A 17,619-nucleotide genomic window follows, 5' to 3' on the forward strand; every position below is an offset into this window, starting at 1 on the left:
CAGGCACGCAATCAGTTGCCCGCTGTAGTTTGAAACTTGTGATGGTTGAGTTTAGACCTGACCAGCTCAATATGCGCGCGTAGCTCGTAAGCATATTGTGAAAAGGGTACTGGTAACTTCACATTAACCACTTTGGCTTCAATATCATTGAGCTTGTCCAGGCATTCCTGCACGTCTTCTGCACTTTTGATCTCCTGTAACTGGGTGTCCAGAAAGCGCAACTCACCGTAATAACGGAACAGTTTTCGTTTCACCAGCCACACATACACCATCGGGATAATCTTGGTCAGCGGAATCAGCAAGGCCAGTAATGGCAAGATCACGATCAAGGTCCGGTTCACAAATGTCGCCGCCCAAAATGGCAGATATTTATCAATAATCGGCAAGCCAGATTTGTAAAAATTAAGTGCCTGCGTACTCAGTGGAAAGTCGGTATCCTTGGCCGATGGAAACTCACCCTTGCTATTAAACATGCTCGGGCCACCGTGTACTTCAGCAATCACTTTCATCATCAGGTAGACCAGGGCTGGGTGCATGTTTTCTTTCACCACCAGTGTGGCGGTCGGGGCGACCAGATGCACATCGTGGCTGGGGGTATTGCGTGCCAAGTCCATGGCACCTTCGGGTAATACCAGGTGGTGCATAAACGCGAATTTGCGTGAAAAGGCTTCTGCGGTGTCCAGGCTGAGTAAGCGCAGACGTTTGTCCGTCACCATTTCATGAACCATGCCCGAATTGGCGACATCGACAAACAGTGCGGCATCGAGTTTACCCTGGCGCAAGGCCGTGGCCGCCTCTTCACCGCCAATCTCGACAAGCCTGGTATTGCTGGCATTAATTCCGCTTTCATTAAGCAAGGTGCTGACTAAGGTGTGCGTGCCATTGCCTGCATAGCCGATGGCAATACGTTTGCCTTTGAGCGCAGATAAATGCGTAGTGCTGGCTTTGCAACGGCAAAAAATCCACACCGGCTGGTAATACAAACTGCCCAGTGACAACAATGAACCAGCGCCTTCGCTATGGGCCACGCCGTCCTGGATAAATGCAATATCAACGTCTGATTCAGCGTCTTTTAACAAGCGCAGGTTTTCGGTGTCACCAGAGGTCTTGCGCAACGTGAGCGTAATGCCTTCTTTTTGCAAATAAACACCGTAAATAGCGGCAAATGCGTTGTAGTTTAGATCGGACTCGCCGGTGGCGATCACAATTTTGCGAGGTGGCGCCGGGTCTATGAATTTATAGGCAAAAAACAGCGCCAGGCAGATTAGAAGCACCGACGGCAGCGTTGCTTCCAGCATCTCTCTGGTAAAAATTGAGGTGAATTTGTTATTGCGTGGATCAAATTTCATCGGTCAATATTCTGTGTATAGAGGGCAGCAACCGCTTGGTCGATAGGGGGATTTTACAGAGGGTTGGCCAGAATGTCACAACTGACGATGATTGGCGGGCACCGGCAAAAAAACAGCCATTCACCGGCCGGTGAATGGCTGCCAGGATAAACTGCGTTAGGCGTGATAAGATGCTAGCCGTTGTAGGACTGCAATCATGCGGTCGATTTCTTCATAGGTGTTGTAAAACGCCAATGAAGGACGCACCGTGGTTTCTACCCCAAAGCGGCGCAAAATCGGTTGCGCACAATGATGGCCAGAACGCACGGCAATGCCTTCTTCATTGAGCGCTGCACCGACTTCTTCACTCTGATAGCCTTTGAGTGCAAATGACAGCACGCTGGCTTTATGCTTGGCTGTGCCAATCAAGCGCAGGTTGGGGATCTGGCTCATGGCTGCGGTGGCATATTCAAGCAAAGCATGCTCGTAGGCCGCGATGTTCTCAATGCCCAGGCGTTCCACATATTTCAGCGCTGCACCCAAACCAACTGCATCGGCAATATTGCCGGTGCCTGCTTCAAACTTGGCAGGCGCCGCGTGGTAGACCGTTTTTTCAAACGTCACGTCCTGGATCATATTGCCGCCACCTTGCCAGGCCGGCATGTCTTGCAACACATCTGCTTTGCCATACAGCGCGCCAATGCCAGTCGGACCGAAGATTTTATGGCCTGAAAACACAAAAAAGTCGGCATCCAGCGTTTGTACATCGGTACGCAGGTGCGAGACGGATTGTGCGCCGTCCAGTAATACTTTGGCGCCAACCCGGTGTGCCATGGCAATCATTTCTTGCGCCGGTGTGACCGTGCCCAAGGCATTTGAGACTTGTGTGAAAGACACCAGCTTGGTTTTTGCCGTGAGCAATTTCTGGTATTCCTCCAGCAAAATCTGACCACTATCATCGACCGGAATCACCTTGATCACCGCGCCTGTTTCCTGGCATAGCTGCTGCCAGGGCACGATATTGGCATGATGCTCAAGGTTGGAGACCACGATCTCGTCACCAGTGCCAAGATGCTTCTTGCCCCAGGTTTTGGCCACCAGGTTAATCGCTTCGGTGGTGCCACGCACAAAAATCACGTTATTCACCGACGGTGCATTGATAAAGCGGCGCACGGTTTCACGCGCATCTTCATAAGCATCCGTCGCACGCGCCGCCAGTGCATGCGCTGCACGGTGGATATTGGAGTTTTCGTGCTGGTAGAAATAGCTGATACGGTCTATGACTACCTGTGGTTTGTGCGTAGTTGCAGCGTTATCAAACCACACCAACTGACGACCGTTGACGCGCTCGTTCAGAATCGGGAAGTCGCGGCGCACGGCATGCACATCAAAGGCCGGATGCGCAGAGGCGGGCAGGCTACCGATGACAGCTGGCTCAGCTTGCAAAAAGTAAAATGATTGCGCGCTGCCCGCAGATGGTTTGTTGGCCGGTTGCGTGGATGCTGCTGATGACGGTGACTGGCCCGCAGCTGTGCCCAACCAGCGATCAAGCTCCTGCTGATAGGGAATCTCTATGCCCAGTCCGGCAAAAGCGGCTGGTGCCAGGTAAGCGGCGTCAGGCTGCAACACATTCAGGTGTGCTGGATGGTTATGCAGCGGATCACTAGCCAATGTTTCTACGCCAGGCGCGTAAGTGAGTTGCTGCGCCTGTGTTTCCAGCGTAACGGGCTGCACTTGCGACTGGACGTAGCTAGGTGACGATATGCCCAAAGCGCTGCCCCCCGCATTGCCCAGTTTCGTCGTCAATGAGTCAGTGGCTGGCACAGACGGTTGTGGCGTATGCGAACTAGCCAATGATTGCGCAAAGTCTGCTGCGGCAAACGGGGCCGTGGCCGGAAAGCCTTCGGCGTAAAGATCATTTACCAGTTGCGTCAGGGTGGCGGTATCCAGCACCCCCGTATTTTCCAGTTCGCGACCAACGCCCAGCGCAGCCGTCATCTTCGGATGCTCACCCGGCAGTGAGGCTAATATCGCCTCAGGCTCAAAGCTTGCTAAATCGATTGAATTACTTGTAGTCATAGTAATGGTCAACTCCGACATCTTCCAGTACGGCAATCGCATCTTCGGTCAGTACTGCCAGTGAGCAATACAGAGAGACCAGGTAGGACGCAATCGCTTTATGGTTGATACCCATGAAGCGCACGGACAAGCCCATGGTTTGTTGGCCAGGCAGGTTTGGTTGATACAAACCAATCACGCCTTGCTTGCTTTCGCCTACGCGCAGCAACAGGATTTTGGATTTGCCGTTGACGATAGGCAATTTGTCGCTAGGAATCAGCGGTACACCACGCCAGGTCAGGAATTGTGAGCCAAACAATGACACGGTTGGCGGTGGCACGCCACGGCGGGTGCACTCACGGCCAAAGGCAGCAATTGCTTTCGGGTGCGCCAGAAAGAAGGCAGGCTCTTTCCAGACTTTGGTCAGCAATTCGTCCAGGTCGTCCGGAGTAGGGAAGCCATTACGGGTTTTCACCGTTTGTGACTTGGCCACGTTGTTCAGCAGGCCGTATTCCTTGTTGTTGATCAGTTCGCTTTCCTGACGCTCTTTCACCACTTCAATGGTCAGGCGCAATTGCTCTTTGATCTGGTTGTGCGGGCTGCTATAAAGGTCAGACACGCGGGTATGTACATCTACCACGGTGTTGACAGCGTTCAACACATATTCACGGCCCCATTCTTCGTAGTCGACAAAAGTCGCTGGCAGTTCTTTTTCGTCTTTGTTGGAGCAATCGACCGTAATGGCGTTAGGATCTTTGGCTTTGTTGACGCGGTAAATACCAGCTTCTACCGGTACCCAATTGAGCAAATGCACCAACCAGCGTGGGCTGATGGTGCTGAGCATGGGCACCGATTTGGTGGCATTGGCAAGCGTTCGTGCGGCGACATCGCCTAAGGCGCTTTGGGTTGGTTGTTCAGACATACAATTATTCTCCTTATTAAGCTAATTAATTAGCGGCTAAAAACTGAGTGGTTAAAAATCAAGCAGCCACCGGAATCGGTTTGGCATCCGAATGTGCTTGTGTGACATGACTATTGGCGGGCACGCTGCGGGTCACCCAGACATTGCCGCCAATAATAGAATGTTTGCCGATCGTGATGCGGCCCAGAATCGTGGCACCGGCATACACCACCACATAGTCTTCCAGAATCGGGTGACGTTCAAACTTTTTGACTAGATGGCCATTGGCATCTTTGGGGAAGTTTTTGGCACCCAATGTTACGGCCTGATACAGGCGGACATGACTGCCAATAATGGCAGTTTCGCCAATCACGACGCCCGTGCCATGGTCGATAAAAAAGTGATCCCCAATTTGCGCGCCAGGATGGATATCAATCCCGGTTTGCGAGTGGGCAATTTCGGTGATTAAACGCGCAATAATGGTCAGGCCCAGACCATGCAATACATGCGCGATGCGGTAATGAATCAAGGCCAGGATGCCAGGGTAGCTGACCAGGATTTCATCGACACTGTCTGCGGCCGGGTCGCCCTGGTAAGCTGCTTCCAGGTCGGTATCCAGTTGCAGACGGATATGTGGCAACTGCTCGGCAAAAGCGTGTGTGATGGCATGCGCTTGCGTATTAAACTGGCTGGAGGGGCTGCCAGGTGCTTTAAAGGCGAGTTCCAGGCGTACTTGCTGCTGCAACTCACGCAAGGCTTTATCTAGTGTGGTGCCGACATAAAAGTTAATGGCATGTGCTTGTATATCAGAGTCGCCCAAACGATTGGGAAACAGGGACGCGGCCAGCCAGTCCACGCATTTCCCCAGGGCTTTGCGGGCGGGCAATTTGGGCGGCTGTGACAAACGCTGGCGCTGCTGCAAGGCGCTTTCGCGTATGCTGGCCAGTTGTTGCACGATGTGTTCAATCGCGATCTCTTCCATCGGCTATCCAATCCTGTATCTAAGGCATTGACTGCTGTACAGACGAAAAAAAAGCCAGCTGCCCCTCCTGGGGAAACTGGCTTCCAGGTGTCTGGTCAGCGTTAATCTTTTTAAACTATAAAAGAATCCATCGGCCTTGAACAGGCCTGTGACTAGAATCGTTAATTATTTGTTTATATGTTTTTATTCTTAAAACGGCTTTAGCGCGTGCTTAACGGGTCATGTATAGGCTCATTCGGAAGGATAGCTTAATATATCTTTATATTATAAATATATTATTTTTTATTCTTTTTAAAAATATAAGTTTGTCGTTATAGTGCTCTCCAGTTTCATAATAATAAAGGGAGTTATGTATGCCGTTTGTATTGCGCAGTGTCTTAGTGGCCGTGTTGTTCAGCAGTGTGTCACTGCAAGCCGCCGAGTTGTTGAATGCGTCTTATGATGTGACCAGGGAGTTTTATAAGGATTTCAATCCGGCGTTTGCGCAGTACTGGAAAGAAAAGACCGGTGAAAGCGTGACAATTAACCAGTCGCATGGTGGCTCGACCAAACAGGCGCGCTCAGTGGTCGATGGCTTGCCGGCAGATGTGATTACCATGAACCGCAGTGCCGACATTGATATCCTGGCACAAAAAGGCAAATTGATTCCGGCCAACTGGCAAACACGTTTACCAAATAATAGCGTGCCCAGCGCGTCACCGACAGTATTCCTGGTGCGTAAAGGTAATCCTAAACAAGTCAAAGACTGGGATGACTTGGTCCGCCCAGGCGTGACGTCTGTGATTCCTAATCCCAAGACCTCAGGTAACGGTAAATATAGCTACCTGGCAGCCTGGGGTTATGTGACGCAAAAAGGTGGTGATGCAGCCAAAGCACGCCAGTTTGTGACAGAGTTATTCAAGCATGTGCCAGTGTTGGATACCGGTGGCCGCGGCGCGACCACGACCTTTGCCCAGCGTGAGATTGGGGATGTACTGGTGACCTTTGAAAACGAAGTCTATTTGCTGCAAAAAGAGCTGGGTGAAGACAAGTATGAAGTGGTGTATCCGTCTGTGACCGTGCTGGCAGAAAATCCGGTGTCATTAGTAGATAAAGTAGTGGACAAAAAAGGCACGCGTAAAGTGGCGCAGGCTTATCTCGAGTTCCATTTTTCACCGCAAGGGCAAGCATTGGCTGCCAAGCATTATTTGCGTCCGCAAGTGAGCGAAGTGGCGCAACCGGCATTCAAGAAGTTACATACGTTCACCGTCAAGCAGGTGTTTGGTAGTTGGAACGAGGCTGAAAATACGCATTTTAGTGATGGCGGTATTTTCGACCAGATTTATCAGAAGTAAGCAGATTTTTCAGAAGTACAAAGTAGTCTCGCAGGAAGGAGTCACGATGACGCAACGTCAATCAAATCAGGAACCAGAACACGTCATACAGCTACGGGCAGAGTTAAAGCATGCGCTGTCGCTGGATCTGGAAGAGCTGGGGCTGCTGGAAGCCAGTTCGGGCGAATATGAGAGCACCTTTATCGGTGTGCATCTCAAAACCGCTTTCCAGCCTATTTATGATGCCAAACAAGGCGATATCTACGGCTACGAAGCCCTGATCCGTCCGTCTTTGTTTGGCACGCTGGGCAGCACGCCAGAGTTTGCGTTCACCTATGCCGAGCAATCCGGCAAGCTGGTGCAGTTTGACCGTGTATGCCGCTCGCAGCACGTGTTGAATTACCGTGCGATTCACCAGGAAAACGGCCTGCTATTTTTAAACGTGCATCCAAAACTGCTGCTTGAAGTCAGCGCGCACGGCAAGGTATTTGAGCAGATTCTGCATAAATATTCCGTGCCTACACACCGGGTGGTGCTGGAGATCAATGAGTCCCTGATTGAGCAGGACAAGCACCTGATTTCGGCGATTGAAAATTACCGTGCACTGGGCTACCAGATTGCGTTTGACCATGTGGGTGGCCATCAGAGCAAGTTGTACCGCTTATGGAGCGCGCACCATGATTACATTAAATTTGATGTGTCAGTGATTCACCAGGCAGCACAACAGCCTTCACTGGCTAAGGCCTTGAAGGGGCTGGTAGCGACGGTGCAAGATCTAGGCAGTACACCGGTGATTCTTGGCATAGAAACGCAGCAGCAACTGGATATTGCCATTGCTTCTGGCGCGACCGTGCTGCAAGGTAATTTATTGGCGGCGCCAGTGGTGGCCAAGGTTATTAATGACCAGTACCAGCACCGTTCACCTAAAGTAGCGTAATCATCTATTCTTTAATATAACAGGCGCTTATAAATTAATGATTATCTATTCTTTTGAGATTTAAAAGAATCCAGCTACATTAGCGCCTGTTTACACTTGTCACCACACAATATGGCATCACAAAAAAAGAAACATTTACTTCCCGGCTTCGGGCTGTCATTGGGGGTCACACTGGTTTATTTAAGCCTGATTGTGCTGATTCCGTTAGCTGCTGTTTTTCTACGCACCACTGAGCTGAGTTTGCATGAGTTTTGGGCTGTGGTGACCACGCCACGCGTGGTGGCAACTTATAAGCTCACCTTTGGCGCCTCCCTGCTGGCAGCCGTGATTAACCTGGTGTTCGGCTTACTCACGGCCTGGGTGCTGGTGCGCTACCAGTTCTTTGGCAAAAAAGTGCTCGATGCCCTGGTTGACTTGCCTTTTGCCTTGCCCACTGCCGTCGCCGGTATCGCATTGACAGCGATTTATGCGCCGAATGGCTGGTTAGGCCAATGGCTGGAACCACATGGTATTAAAGTGGCTTTTACGCCGCTGGGCGTGGTGGTTGCGCTGACGTTTATCGGTTTGCCATTTGTGGTGCGCACGGTGCAGCCGGTGCTGGAAGATTTTAGTGCAGAAGCCGAAGAGGCTGCTGCCAGCCTGGGCGCCAACCGCTGGCAAACCTTTTACAAGATTATTTTGCCAGCCATTTGGCCCGCTTTGCTCACCGGCTTTTCGCTGGCATTTGCCCGCGCCGTGGGTGAGTATGGTTCGGTAATTTTTATTGCGGGCAATATGCCGATGATCTCCGAGATTACGCCGCTGATGATTATCACCAAGCTGGAACAATATGACTATGCCGGGGCAACCGCGATTGCAGTGGTGATGCTGGTGATTTCGTTTGTCTTGTTGTTGCTGATTAACTTATTGCAGTGGTGGAGTAATCACCGCCATGGTCATAAGTAATTGGCTATGCGGGCAAATGCTGCACTCGCTTAATATTTAATTGAATAGAACATTTATGCATACCACACAATTTCAACAATATCAGGGCAAGGTTGCTTACAAGCGTGCGACCTCTGAACCGACCTGGGTACGCTGGGGGCTGATTGGCCTGGCACTGGCTTTTTTGGGATTGTTCTTATTAATCCCGCTGGCGGCTGTATTTGCTGAGGCTTTGCGCAAAGGTTGGGGCGTCTACCTGGCGGCGATTACCGAAGCGGATGCTTTGTCGGCCATGAAGCTGACACTGATTGCTTCTTTGATTTCGGTGCCATTAAACCTGGTGTTTGGCGTGGCCGCGGCCTGGGCGATTACCAAGTTCGACTTTAAAGGCAAAAGCTTTTTGATCACCTTGATTGATTTGCCATTTGCCGTATCGCCAGTGATTGCAGGTTTAATTTTTGTGCTGATTTTTGGCCTGCAAGGCTGGTTTGGCGAGTGGCTGATTGATCATGATCTCAAAGTCGTGTTCGCAGTGCCTGGCATTGTGTTGGCGACCATTTTTGTAACCTTCCCGTTTGTGGCACGTGAGTTGATTCCGCTGATGCAGGCGCAAGGCAAAGAAGAGGAAGAGGCTGCCTTAGTATTAGGTGCTTCCGGCTGGAAAATGCTGTGGCATGTGACCTTGCCCAACGTGAAGTGGGGCCTGATTTACGGTGTGATTCTGACCAATGCGCGGGCGATGGGTGAGTTTGGTGCCGTGTCTGTGGTGTCCGGCCATATCCGCGGCCTGACCAATACCATGCCGCTGCATGTCGAGATTTTGTATAACGAATATAACTATGCGGCTGCGTTTGCTGTGGCTTCACTGCTGACGCTGCTGGCACTGGTCACACTGGTATTAAAAACATATGTCGAATGGCAGGCTTCGCGTGATGCTGCCAATATTGAAAAGGAAGTGACGGCTTAAGATGAGTATTACCATTCAACAGATTAACAAAGGTTTTGGCCAGTTTAGCGCGTTGCGTGATATCAACCTGCAAGTGCCGTCTGGCGAGTTGGTGGCCTTACTGGGGCCGTCAGGTTGCGGAAAAACCACCTTGTTGCGCATTATTGCTGGCTTGGAATCCCCGGATAGCGGCCAGGTATTGTTTGATGGCGTAGATACTACCCATAGAGATGTGCGCGAACGCCAGGTAGGGTTTGTATTTCAGCACTATGCACTGTTCCGCCATATGACGGTGTTTGAAAACGTGGCATTTGGCCTGCGCGTGCGTCCAAAAGAGACCCGTCCGTCAGATGGTGAAATCAAAAAACGGGTGCATGACCTGCTCAAACTGGTGCAGTTAGACTGGCTGGCAGATCGTTATCCACCGCAATTATCTGGTGGCCAGCGCCAGCGTATCGCCCTAGCGCGTGCGTTGGCCGTCGAGCCTAAAGTGTTGTTGCTGGATGAGCCATTTGGCGCGCTGGATGCCAAAGTGCGTAAAGACCTGCGCCGCTGGTTGCGTCGCTTGCACGACGAGTTGCATGTGACCAGCGTGTTTGTGACGCATGACCAAGAAGAGGCTTTAGAAGTAGCTGACACCATTGTGGTGATGAATCATGGCCAGGTCGAGCAGGTGGGTTCACCTCAAGCGGTTTACGACCAGCCTGCGACGCCGTTTGTGTATGAGTTTTTGGGTAATGTGAATGCGTTTGAAACACCGCAAGGCAAAGGCTTTGTGCGCCCGTATGAAATCGCCGTGAGCCGTGTGGCCGAAGCCAATAGCATCGCAGGTGCGCTAACCTATGTGCATTCTGTAGGCTCGCTGGTACGCCTGGAAATCAAGCGTACAGACAATGCGCAATATGTAGACGTGGAACTTGGGCGTGACCAGTTTAACCAGTTGAATTTTCAGCAAGGTGAAACCGTTTATTTGAAGCCAACGCAGTTGCGCGTGTTTTAAATATCCAACTCGATTGCGCTGAATCCAGGCGAGCCACTGTGCTCGCCTGTTTTTTTGCCTGCTTAGGTCAACACTGCACCAGGTTTTAATCACAGTATTAAAGTTGCATTTTTGTTATCAAATATTAAATTAAATCAATGTTTGATGACATAAACAGAATAACGTTATGATGCCTTATCACTCCATGATACTTGCTAACGTTATGTTGGTCATGGCAGTGTCTATGAAAAAACAATGGTAGAGCGATGACGTACGACGAACATACCCCCGACGCTGGCAATCATCCAGAGTATGCTGAAATGCTGGTGACCGATGAATGGAAAGCCATTATAGCTGGCACGCCGCCTGCGGTGATCCAGCAGGTTTATGGCTTGATTACGGACAATATGCAGGAGCTGCTCACTGCTTACCTGCATTACCTGGGCACAGACCCGGTGTTGAGTAAGTTGCTTAATACGAATGAGATGCGCGCCAAATGGACGGCCGTGTTTGAAGAGTGGGTATATCAGCTATTTAGCATGCAGTTTTCGGATGTCAACCACTTCGTGCAGGAGCAGCATGCGCTAGGCATGAAATTGTCCCGAGTCGGCTACCCAGCGCATTCGGTGTCGAAAAGCCTGCGTATGATCAATGCCTGTATTTTGCGGCATATCCTCATGCAAGCGTGGACAGACCAGGAAAAGATGCAGTCGGTGATGTATGTGAATCATCTGATCGGACTGTCATACGAGATCCGTAATCATGGCTATATGCAATCGATTTCTGATCAAACACGGCTTGATGAGTCCTATCGGCTGGCGGTAATAGGCAGCAATATCGCCATGGAGAGAGAGCGACAACGCGCATTTCTCACCGAATGGGAGCGCAATATCCTGGCCTGGTTTTATAGCCCCTCCGACATCGGTTTGCCACGATTGGCCAAGTCTGAATTTGGCATGTGGTTTTTGCACAAAGCCAGCCTGATGTTTGAACGCACCCCCAAGTTGCAAAACATTGCCGAATGTATTGCCAAAATTGACCAGCAGATTTTGCCCAAGCTGGAAACCACGCAGTACGATGACCGTGCGGCGATTGGCAGTCAGTTCCAGTTGATTCAGCAAGACCTGGTCAAAATCAAGTTTGTCATTAATGAGATTTTTGACTCACACATCGAGCTGGATAACGCACGCGACAGCCTGACTCGTTTATTAAACCGCCGCTTTATTCACACGGTGCTATCGCGTGAAATTGCCTTGCAAAAACGTGAAGGTGCGGTAGGCTTTGCTATCCTGATTCTTGACTTGGACCACTTCAAAACCGTCAATGACAGCCATGGTCATGCTGCTGGCGATATGGCCTTGCAGAAAGTGGCGACGTTAATGACCGAGTCAGTGCGTCCGTCAGACTTTGTGTTCAGGTATGGCGGTGAAGAAATGCTATTAATCCTGGTTGAAGCGGATGCGAGCACAGCCATGCATGTCGCAGAGAATATCCGCAGCAAGGTCGCACAAGCGCGTATCCAGGCGCCCGGCGGCAACAGTATTGCACTCACCGTGAGTATTGGCGGCGCGCTGGCAAAGGGCAAAATTGATTATGAGTCTGTGATCGCAGAGGCAGATAAAGCGCTGTACCAGGCCAAACATGCAGGCCGCAACCGGGTGATGATGAGTGCGTGATTATTTTTCACGCACGATGTTGCCTGAAATCACATAGCGTTGTTTGCCATCAATAATGGTTGAATATACCTTCATGGTGTTCAGGTTGATTACTTGGGTGACATTGATGCCTGTTTTTTCTATCCAAGTCGCAAAGTAAACCTTGTCGGCCACGGTAAAACGTTCAGGTGTTTCTACGCCGTGCGCGCCTTTTTCATCTCCCTTGATACATAGCCACGACATGGATTTGGCCTCCTTGACCGTGACCCGGTAAACGTTGCCGCCGTCATATTGGTAAAGAAACTGGCCGAGGTAGGCTTCGGCAGCATGTGCCGTGGTGACCAAACTGGAGAGCAGCATCGTGGTGATAAGGAATGGCAGCGATTTCATAGATGTTTTCCTGAAGGGGGCAGTAAATAGGGCGTTTAAAGTCATGATTCAAGACGTCGTAACCAGGGCCATCTCTTTTGGTAGGAGTTGGCTTTGCTTTCGTAAAGGTCACGATGCGGTGTCAGCGGATTGATGGACAAAATGCCTTGATAGAGCGGCTCAAAGCCATGCGGTGCATACACCGCATCAGGATTGATGCCAACACAGGTCGATGGAATCAGAAAACGATCTATGCCTTGCCGACTGTTGTGTAACTGCGGGTAGGGATAACCAAAGTGGTTTTCATACCAATGATGCACCCTGGCCTGGTTGCATACCTCGATCGTGATATTGAGGTCATGGAAGAGGGCATTGGCTTCTGCCTGGCACGCCTGTTCAGCTTCTGCAGAGACATCCGTGGCGTCAAAGTAGAAGATGTCGTAATCCTTGATATCAGCTTCCGGTGATTTAGCAGACAAACGGTTCCAGACCGTTTGGAACAAGCATCCTGCCACCAGCCAGCTATCCGGCAGGGATAACTGATGCCAGCGTGCAAGGATCTGGGCGTTGTTCGGATTGGTGAGAATGTCTGCGACGAACGTATGCTGCATGGCGTAGCACTTTAGCGATGATTGCAGGCAGACACAAGCCGCCTGCAATCACCAGGTGATGCCTATACCTCTGCCAGCGCCTGCTCCAGGTCAGCAATCAGGTCGTCAATATGCTCTATGCCTACTGACAGCCTGACCATGTCTTCACTCACCCCCGCGCGGGCGAGTTCTTCTGCATTCAGTTGACGGTGCGTGGTGGTTGCCGGGTGGCAGGCCAGGCTTTTGGCATCGCCGATATTCACCAGGCGGGTGAAGAGCTGCAGCGCATCAATAAAGCGTGTGCCGCCTTGTCGTCCATCTTGCACGCCAAAAGACAATATCCCCGAAGCTTGCCCCTTCAGGTATTTTTGCACCAACGCATGGTCGGGATGGTCTGTCAGCCCGGCATATTTAACCCATTTGACCTTGGGGTGTTGCTGCAAGTAATTGGCCACCGCCAAGGCATTGCTACTATGCCGCTCGATACGCAGTGCCAGTGTTTCCAGTCCTTGCAGGATCAAAAAGCTGTTGAATGGGCTGATGGCGGCTCCGGTGTTACGCAATGGCACCACGCGCGCACGGGCGATGTAGGCCGCAGGGCCGAGCGCTTCTACATAGTTGACGCCGTGGTAACTTGGGTCTGGTGTATTGAGGCTAGGAAATCTGTCCGCATGTTCACCCCAGGGAAATTTGCCGCTATCGACGATGATACCGCCTATCGAGTTGCCATGCCCGCCGATATATTTGGTCAGGGAATGCACCACGATATCCACACCATGCTCGAATGGTTTGGCCAGGATAGGGGTAGCGACAGTGTTATCGACGATGACGGGCACGCCATATTTATGCGCAGCAGCGCTAATGGCAGCCAGGTCTACCACATTGCCCAAGGGGTTGCCTATGGTTTCGGCGAATACCAGTTTGGTACGACTGTCTATGAGTTTTTCCAGCGAAGCAGGATCGCGATAATCAAAAAACCTGACTTCTATGCCTTGCTTGGGCAAGGTATGGGCAAATAAATTATAAGTGCCGCCGTAAAGCGTAGAGACTGAGACAATATTATCGCCAGCCTCGGCAATGGTTTGAATGGCATAAGTGATTGCAGCCATACCGGAGGCCAGCGCCAATGCGCCTATGCCACCTTCGAGTTGTGCCAGGCGCTCTTCCAGTACGGCGGTGGTCGGGTTCATGATGCGCGTGTAGATATTGCCCTGTACCTTGAGGTCAAACAGGTCTGCGCCATGCTGGGTGTTGTCAAAGGCGTAAGAGGTCGTTTGATACACAGGTACCGCCACCGCCTTGGTGGTCGGATCGGGGCTATAGCCGCCATGGATGGATATCGTCTCTTGCTGCATCGCGTGTATCTCCTTGTGGTTTTATTGGGACGAACAAGGAGTATAGCCCCGCCATGGCGGCAGGTTTATAACATTTACTTTGTGGCTTATAACCAGTATTTATGAGGCTGGTAGCTGGTTATCCCAGGTCTGGGATCATATGGCCCAGCTTGCTGGACTTGGTTTGCAGGTATTTGAGGTTTTCCGCGGTCGGTGTGGTCAGCAGGGGTACTTGCTGATGAATACTAATCCCCAAGGATTGCAAAGCGGATCGCTTTTCTTGGTTATTAGACAGCAAACGGATGCTATTGATTTCAAAGTAGCCCAGCATGTCCGCAGCGGCCTCATAGGTACGTGCGTCAATCGGTAAACCCAGTGCCACATTGGCTTCTACCGTATCCATGCCCTGGTCTTGCAAGGCATACGCACGCATTTTGTTGGTCAGGCCGATGCCGCGGCCTTCATGGTTTTTTAAATACAGGATCAAGCCTTGGCCGGTTTCCTGGATCAGGCGTTGCGCGTGATGTAGTTGTTCGCCGCAATCGCAGCGCGTGGAGCCAAACACATCCCCCGTTAAACACTCAGAATGCACCCGCACCAGTGGCTCGCTGGCGCGCTGCAGTTCACCGCAGGCCAGGGCAATATGCTCCACGCCATTACGGCTATCCGTAAATACATGGATATCAAATTCACCAAACTGGGTAGGTAATCTGGCGGTGGAGGTATGGGATAAAAAAAGCATGTACGTGGGTGTTCGGTGTTAAAGGCTCAATCTCATATTGTAGCGGTTGTGCGTTTTTTAAAGTGCCTGTGATGAATTAATCTGCGATTTAGAACATGCAAATACAGGGAGCAGGCCTGAATTCAGCTTGGTTTAAGATGAATACTGTTAAACTTTGGTCGATTTCAGTAGTTTTTGAGGGATGTGACGCTATGTTTTGGATGCAACGCCGCACATGGATAGGGCTTTTTACGCTGCTTGCTGTATTGCTTGCGCTGGTTTACCTGCCTCGTGCAGACTCAGGTGAAAGTGCCACCAGCGCTGGGCGTTTATCGGCGAAAGGCGATATTTTGAGCTTGGAAAAAATCTCACAAAAAGCCAGAAGCTATAAACCTGGCGAGATTCTGGAGGTCGAACTTGAGAAAAAGCATGGGCGGTATATTTATGAGGTTGAGATACTGGATGCCGCTAGCCAGGTGTGGGAGCTTAAACTGGACGCCAAGAGCGGGCAGTTACTCAAAATGGAGCAGGACGACTAAAGTATGCGTTTGCTGTTGGTAGAGGATGACGCTGTGCTCGGCGCACAGACACAGCAGGCACTCAAAGCGGCGGGCTATGCTTGCGACTGGCTGCAAGAGGGCAGTGAGGCCAGCATACAAGGTACGCTTGAGCCCTATGACCTGGCGATCCTGGATCTCGGTTTGCCGGGCAAGCCTGGTTTGGATGTGCTGGCTGAATGGCGTGCAAAACCTGGCAGTATGCCGGTGATCGTATTAACCGCGCGCAGTAGCTGGCAAGAGAAGGTGGAGGCATTTAATTTGGGCGCGGATGACTATGTGACCAAGCCTTTCCATATGGAGGAATTGCTGGCACGTATCAGTGCCGTGCATAAGCGTAGCGTGGGTGTAGTGAATGGCGCGCTGGTAGTGGCAGATTTAAGCCTGGACGAGCAGACACAAACCATCTGGCAGGGCGACACCGCACATGCATTGACGGGCACCGAGTTCAGGTTGCTGCGCTACCTGATGTTGCATCCCGGGCGAATTTTTTCTAAAACCGAACTCACCGAGCATGTCTACGCCTATGATGCAGATAAAGACAGCAATGTGATTGAGGTCTATATCAACCGCTTGCGGCAGAAAGTCGGTGCTGACCGCATCCAGACCAAACGTGGTCAGGGCTATCTGTTTACAGGTGGCCAGACGTCAGGTGTGGGCGCATGAAGTCGCTGCGCAGACAGCTATCGCTGGGCTTGACGCTGAGCCTGGTTGGGCTGCTGACGCTGCAATGGGCGGTGGTCACCTTTACCATAGACCATTTAATCCAGTCGCAATTGACGGCGCGTATGCAACAAGAAGCCGAAGGCTTGCTGGCCGGCGTGTCGGTGAACGCGCGCGGAGAATTGGCGCTGGAGCCGCGACTGATTACAACCAGTTATCAGCGCCCCTTTTCTGGCCGCTATTTTATTGTGCTGCTAGACAATACAGGCAAGGACGCTGCACACAAGATACAGTCTCGCTCCTGGTGGGATGTGGATATGCCGGTGAGTGCGCTCAAGGTCGGTGAGGAGCGGGTCAGCCATGTTAGCGGCCCGGAATCGCAACCGTTGCTGCTATTGGGGCATGCTTACCGTAAACAGCAACGCACCATCACGATTTATATTGCAGAAAGCCTGGTCGAGCTTCAGCAAAGCCTGCGCCTGTTTCATTGGTTGTATGGCGTGTTTTCCTTGCTGGGTTTGCTGGCGTTGCTGGCATTACAGCGCTGGATTGTGGTGAATACGCTGCTGCCTTTGCAGCAAATCAAGGAAAACCTGGCAAAAGTCGCTAGCGGTGAGGTACAGCAGATTAATGCTGGCGGCCCGTCTGAAGTCATGCCGCTGGTCAACGAGTTTAACCGCATCCTCAAAAGTACCAGCCAGAAAACCCGGCGTTCACGCCTGGCCATTGGCAATCTGGCACATGGGCTCAAAACCCGCCTGGCGCAGTTGCAATTGCTGGCGGGTAACGGATCCGTGGATGGGGATACGCAGTTACGGCAGATGATACAAAACTGTAGCGAAGAGATACACCATGATGTCGAACGTGAATTAAAACGCGCACGACTCATGGGCGATGTTTACACCAGCCAGCAGACTGATTTAGATGTAGAGTTACCTAAACTGGTGACCACTTTGCAGAGGATTTATAGCAATAAGACAGTGGCATTTGCCTGGCAGCACGATGGGCAGGCCCGCGTGATGGTTGACCGTGAAGACATGCTGGAGTTGCTAGGTAATGTGCTGGATAACGCCTTTAAATGGTGTCACGGTCAGGTGCAGTTACATGTATCAGTGCAAGACGTGATCCAGATTGTGGTTGAAGATGATGGCCCAGGTAGCAGCGCGCCGACATTGGATACGTTGTTGCAGCGCGGTATGCGTATGGATGAATCCAAACCCGGCAGTGGTTTGGGGCTGGCGATTGTGCAGGATATTGTGCAGCACTACCACGGCCAGGTGACGCTCACTCACTCTGAGCGACTGGGTGGTTTGCGCATCCAGATGACGCTGGCACCCACGTCGGTAGGCACCAGCGTTTAAG

General features: G+C 51.4%; 17 protein-coding genes. 9 read left to right on the top strand and 8 right to left on the bottom strand.

The window, feature by feature from the left end; translation table 11 throughout:
• Nucleotides 1-11: 11 nt before the first annotated feature.
• The 4 genes from INP79_RS10375 to epsC all read right to left on the bottom strand — a co-directional run bounded on the left by INP79_RS10375 (nt 12) and on the right by epsC (nt 5,269).
• Nucleotides 12-1,349 (bottom strand): TAXI family TRAP transporter solute-binding subunit, encoded by a 1,338-nt coding sequence (locus INP79_RS10375; protein ID WP_194754202.1) that lies wholly within the window; start codon nt 1,347-1,349, stop codon nt 12-14.
• Between the two features lie 156 nt (nt 1,350-1,505).
• A complete protein-coding gene (locus INP79_RS10380; protein WP_194754203.1) occupies nt 1,506-3,407 on the bottom strand; it encodes a family 2A encapsulin nanocompartment cargo protein cysteine desulfurase in 1,902 nt (633 codons plus the stop codon).
• Nucleotides 3,394-4,308, bottom strand: a complete 915-nt coding sequence (locus tag INP79_RS10385; RefSeq protein ID WP_019882668.1) for a family 2A encapsulin nanocompartment shell protein — start codon at nt 4,306-4,308, stop codon at nt 3,394-3,396. Before INP79_RS10385 ends, INP79_RS10380 begins: the two co-directional genes overlap by 14 nt.
• 58 nt (nt 4,309-4,366) lie before the next feature.
• A complete protein-coding gene (epsC, locus tag INP79_RS10390; protein WP_194754204.1) occupies nt 4,367-5,269 on the bottom strand; it encodes a serine O-acetyltransferase EpsC in 903 nt (300 codons plus the stop codon).
• A gap of 353 nt (nt 5,270-5,622) precedes the next feature.
• Here epsC and INP79_RS10395 point away from each other — a divergent pair, with 353 nt between their 5' ends.
• The 6 genes from INP79_RS10395 to INP79_RS10420 all read left to right on the top strand — a co-directional run bounded on the left by INP79_RS10395 (nt 5,623) and on the right by INP79_RS10420 (nt 12,044).
• Nucleotides 5,623-6,603, top strand: a complete 981-nt coding sequence (locus INP79_RS10395) for a sulfate ABC transporter substrate-binding protein (protein WP_194754205.1) — start codon at nt 5,623-5,625, stop codon at nt 6,601-6,603.
• A gap of 46 nt (nt 6,604-6,649) precedes the next feature.
• Nucleotides 6,650-7,519, top strand: coding sequence for an EAL domain-containing protein (locus tag INP79_RS10400; protein ID WP_194754206.1), 870 nt, complete (start codon nt 6,650-6,652; stop codon nt 7,517-7,519).
• A 111-nt stretch (nt 7,520-7,630) separates the two neighbouring features.
• The gene (cysT, locus tag INP79_RS10405) at nt 7,631-8,464 is read left to right on the top strand and encodes a sulfate ABC transporter permease subunit CysT (RefSeq protein ID WP_194754207.1); all 834 of its coding nucleotides are present in this window, start codon (nt 7,631-7,633) and stop codon (nt 8,462-8,464) included.
• A 55-nt stretch (nt 8,465-8,519) separates the two neighbouring features.
• Entirely contained in the window at nt 8,520-9,410 is an 891-nt protein-coding gene (gene cysW, locus INP79_RS10410) for a sulfate ABC transporter permease subunit CysW (RefSeq protein ID WP_194754208.1), read from the top strand.
• A gap of 1 nt (nt 9,411) precedes the next feature.
• On the top strand, nt 9,412-10,389 hold the full coding sequence (locus INP79_RS10415; RefSeq protein ID WP_194754209.1) for a sulfate/molybdate ABC transporter ATP-binding protein: 978 nt from the start codon (nt 9,412-9,414) through the stop codon (nt 10,387-10,389).
• 245 nt (nt 10,390-10,634) lie between these two features.
• Nucleotides 10,635-12,044 (top strand): GGDEF domain-containing protein, encoded by a 1,410-nt coding sequence (locus tag INP79_RS10420; RefSeq protein WP_228519865.1) that lies wholly within the window; start codon nt 10,635-10,637, stop codon nt 12,042-12,044.
• On the opposite strand, the gene INP79_RS10425 is transcribed toward INP79_RS10420, so the two are convergent.
• The 4 genes from INP79_RS10425 to ribA form a co-directional block, all read right to left on the bottom strand.
• Nucleotides 12,045-12,413: a MoaF C-terminal domain-containing protein gene (locus tag INP79_RS10425; RefSeq protein WP_194754210.1), complete on the bottom strand. Its 369-nt coding sequence runs from the start codon at nt 12,411-12,413 to the stop codon at nt 12,045-12,047. It abuts the gene before it with no gap.
• Between the two features lie 41 nt (nt 12,414-12,454).
• Nucleotides 12,455-13,003, bottom strand: coding sequence for a nucleotidyltransferase family protein (locus tag INP79_RS10430; protein ID WP_194754211.1), 549 nt, complete (start codon nt 13,001-13,003; stop codon nt 12,455-12,457).
• Between the two features lie 62 nt (nt 13,004-13,065).
• Entirely contained in the window at nt 13,066-14,337 is a 1,272-nt protein-coding gene (locus INP79_RS10435; protein WP_194754212.1) for a bifunctional O-acetylhomoserine aminocarboxypropyltransferase/cysteine synthase, read from the bottom strand.
• 118 nt (nt 14,338-14,455) lie between these two features.
• A complete protein-coding gene (gene ribA, locus INP79_RS10440) occupies nt 14,456-15,058 on the bottom strand; it encodes a GTP cyclohydrolase II (RefSeq protein WP_194754213.1) in 603 nt (200 codons plus the stop codon).
• Nucleotides 15,059-15,249: 191 nt separating this feature from the next.
• Here ribA and INP79_RS10445 point away from each other — a divergent pair, with 191 nt between their 5' ends.
• The 3 genes from INP79_RS10445 to INP79_RS10455 are packed head-to-tail and all read left to right on the top strand — an operon-like array spanning nt 15,250 to nt 17,618.
• The gene (locus INP79_RS10445; protein ID WP_194754214.1) at nt 15,250-15,576 is read left to right on the top strand and encodes a PepSY domain-containing protein; all 327 of its coding nucleotides are present in this window, start codon (nt 15,250-15,252) and stop codon (nt 15,574-15,576) included.
• 3 nt (nt 15,577-15,579) lie between these two features.
• The gene (locus tag INP79_RS10450) at nt 15,580-16,260 is read left to right on the top strand and encodes a response regulator transcription factor (protein WP_194754215.1); all 681 of its coding nucleotides are present in this window, start codon (nt 15,580-15,582) and stop codon (nt 16,258-16,260) included.
• Nucleotides 16,257-17,618, top strand: a complete 1,362-nt coding sequence (locus tag INP79_RS10455) for a sensor histidine kinase (RefSeq protein WP_194754216.1) — start codon at nt 16,257-16,259, stop codon at nt 17,616-17,618. The genes INP79_RS10450 and INP79_RS10455 overlap by 4 nt, the downstream gene beginning before the upstream one ends.
• Nucleotide 17,619: the final 1 nt, after the last annotated feature.

This window comes from Methylophilus sp. QUAN, from assembly GCF_015354445.1.
Taxonomy (GTDB): domain Bacteria; phylum Pseudomonadota; class Gammaproteobacteria; order Burkholderiales; family Methylophilaceae; genus Methylophilus.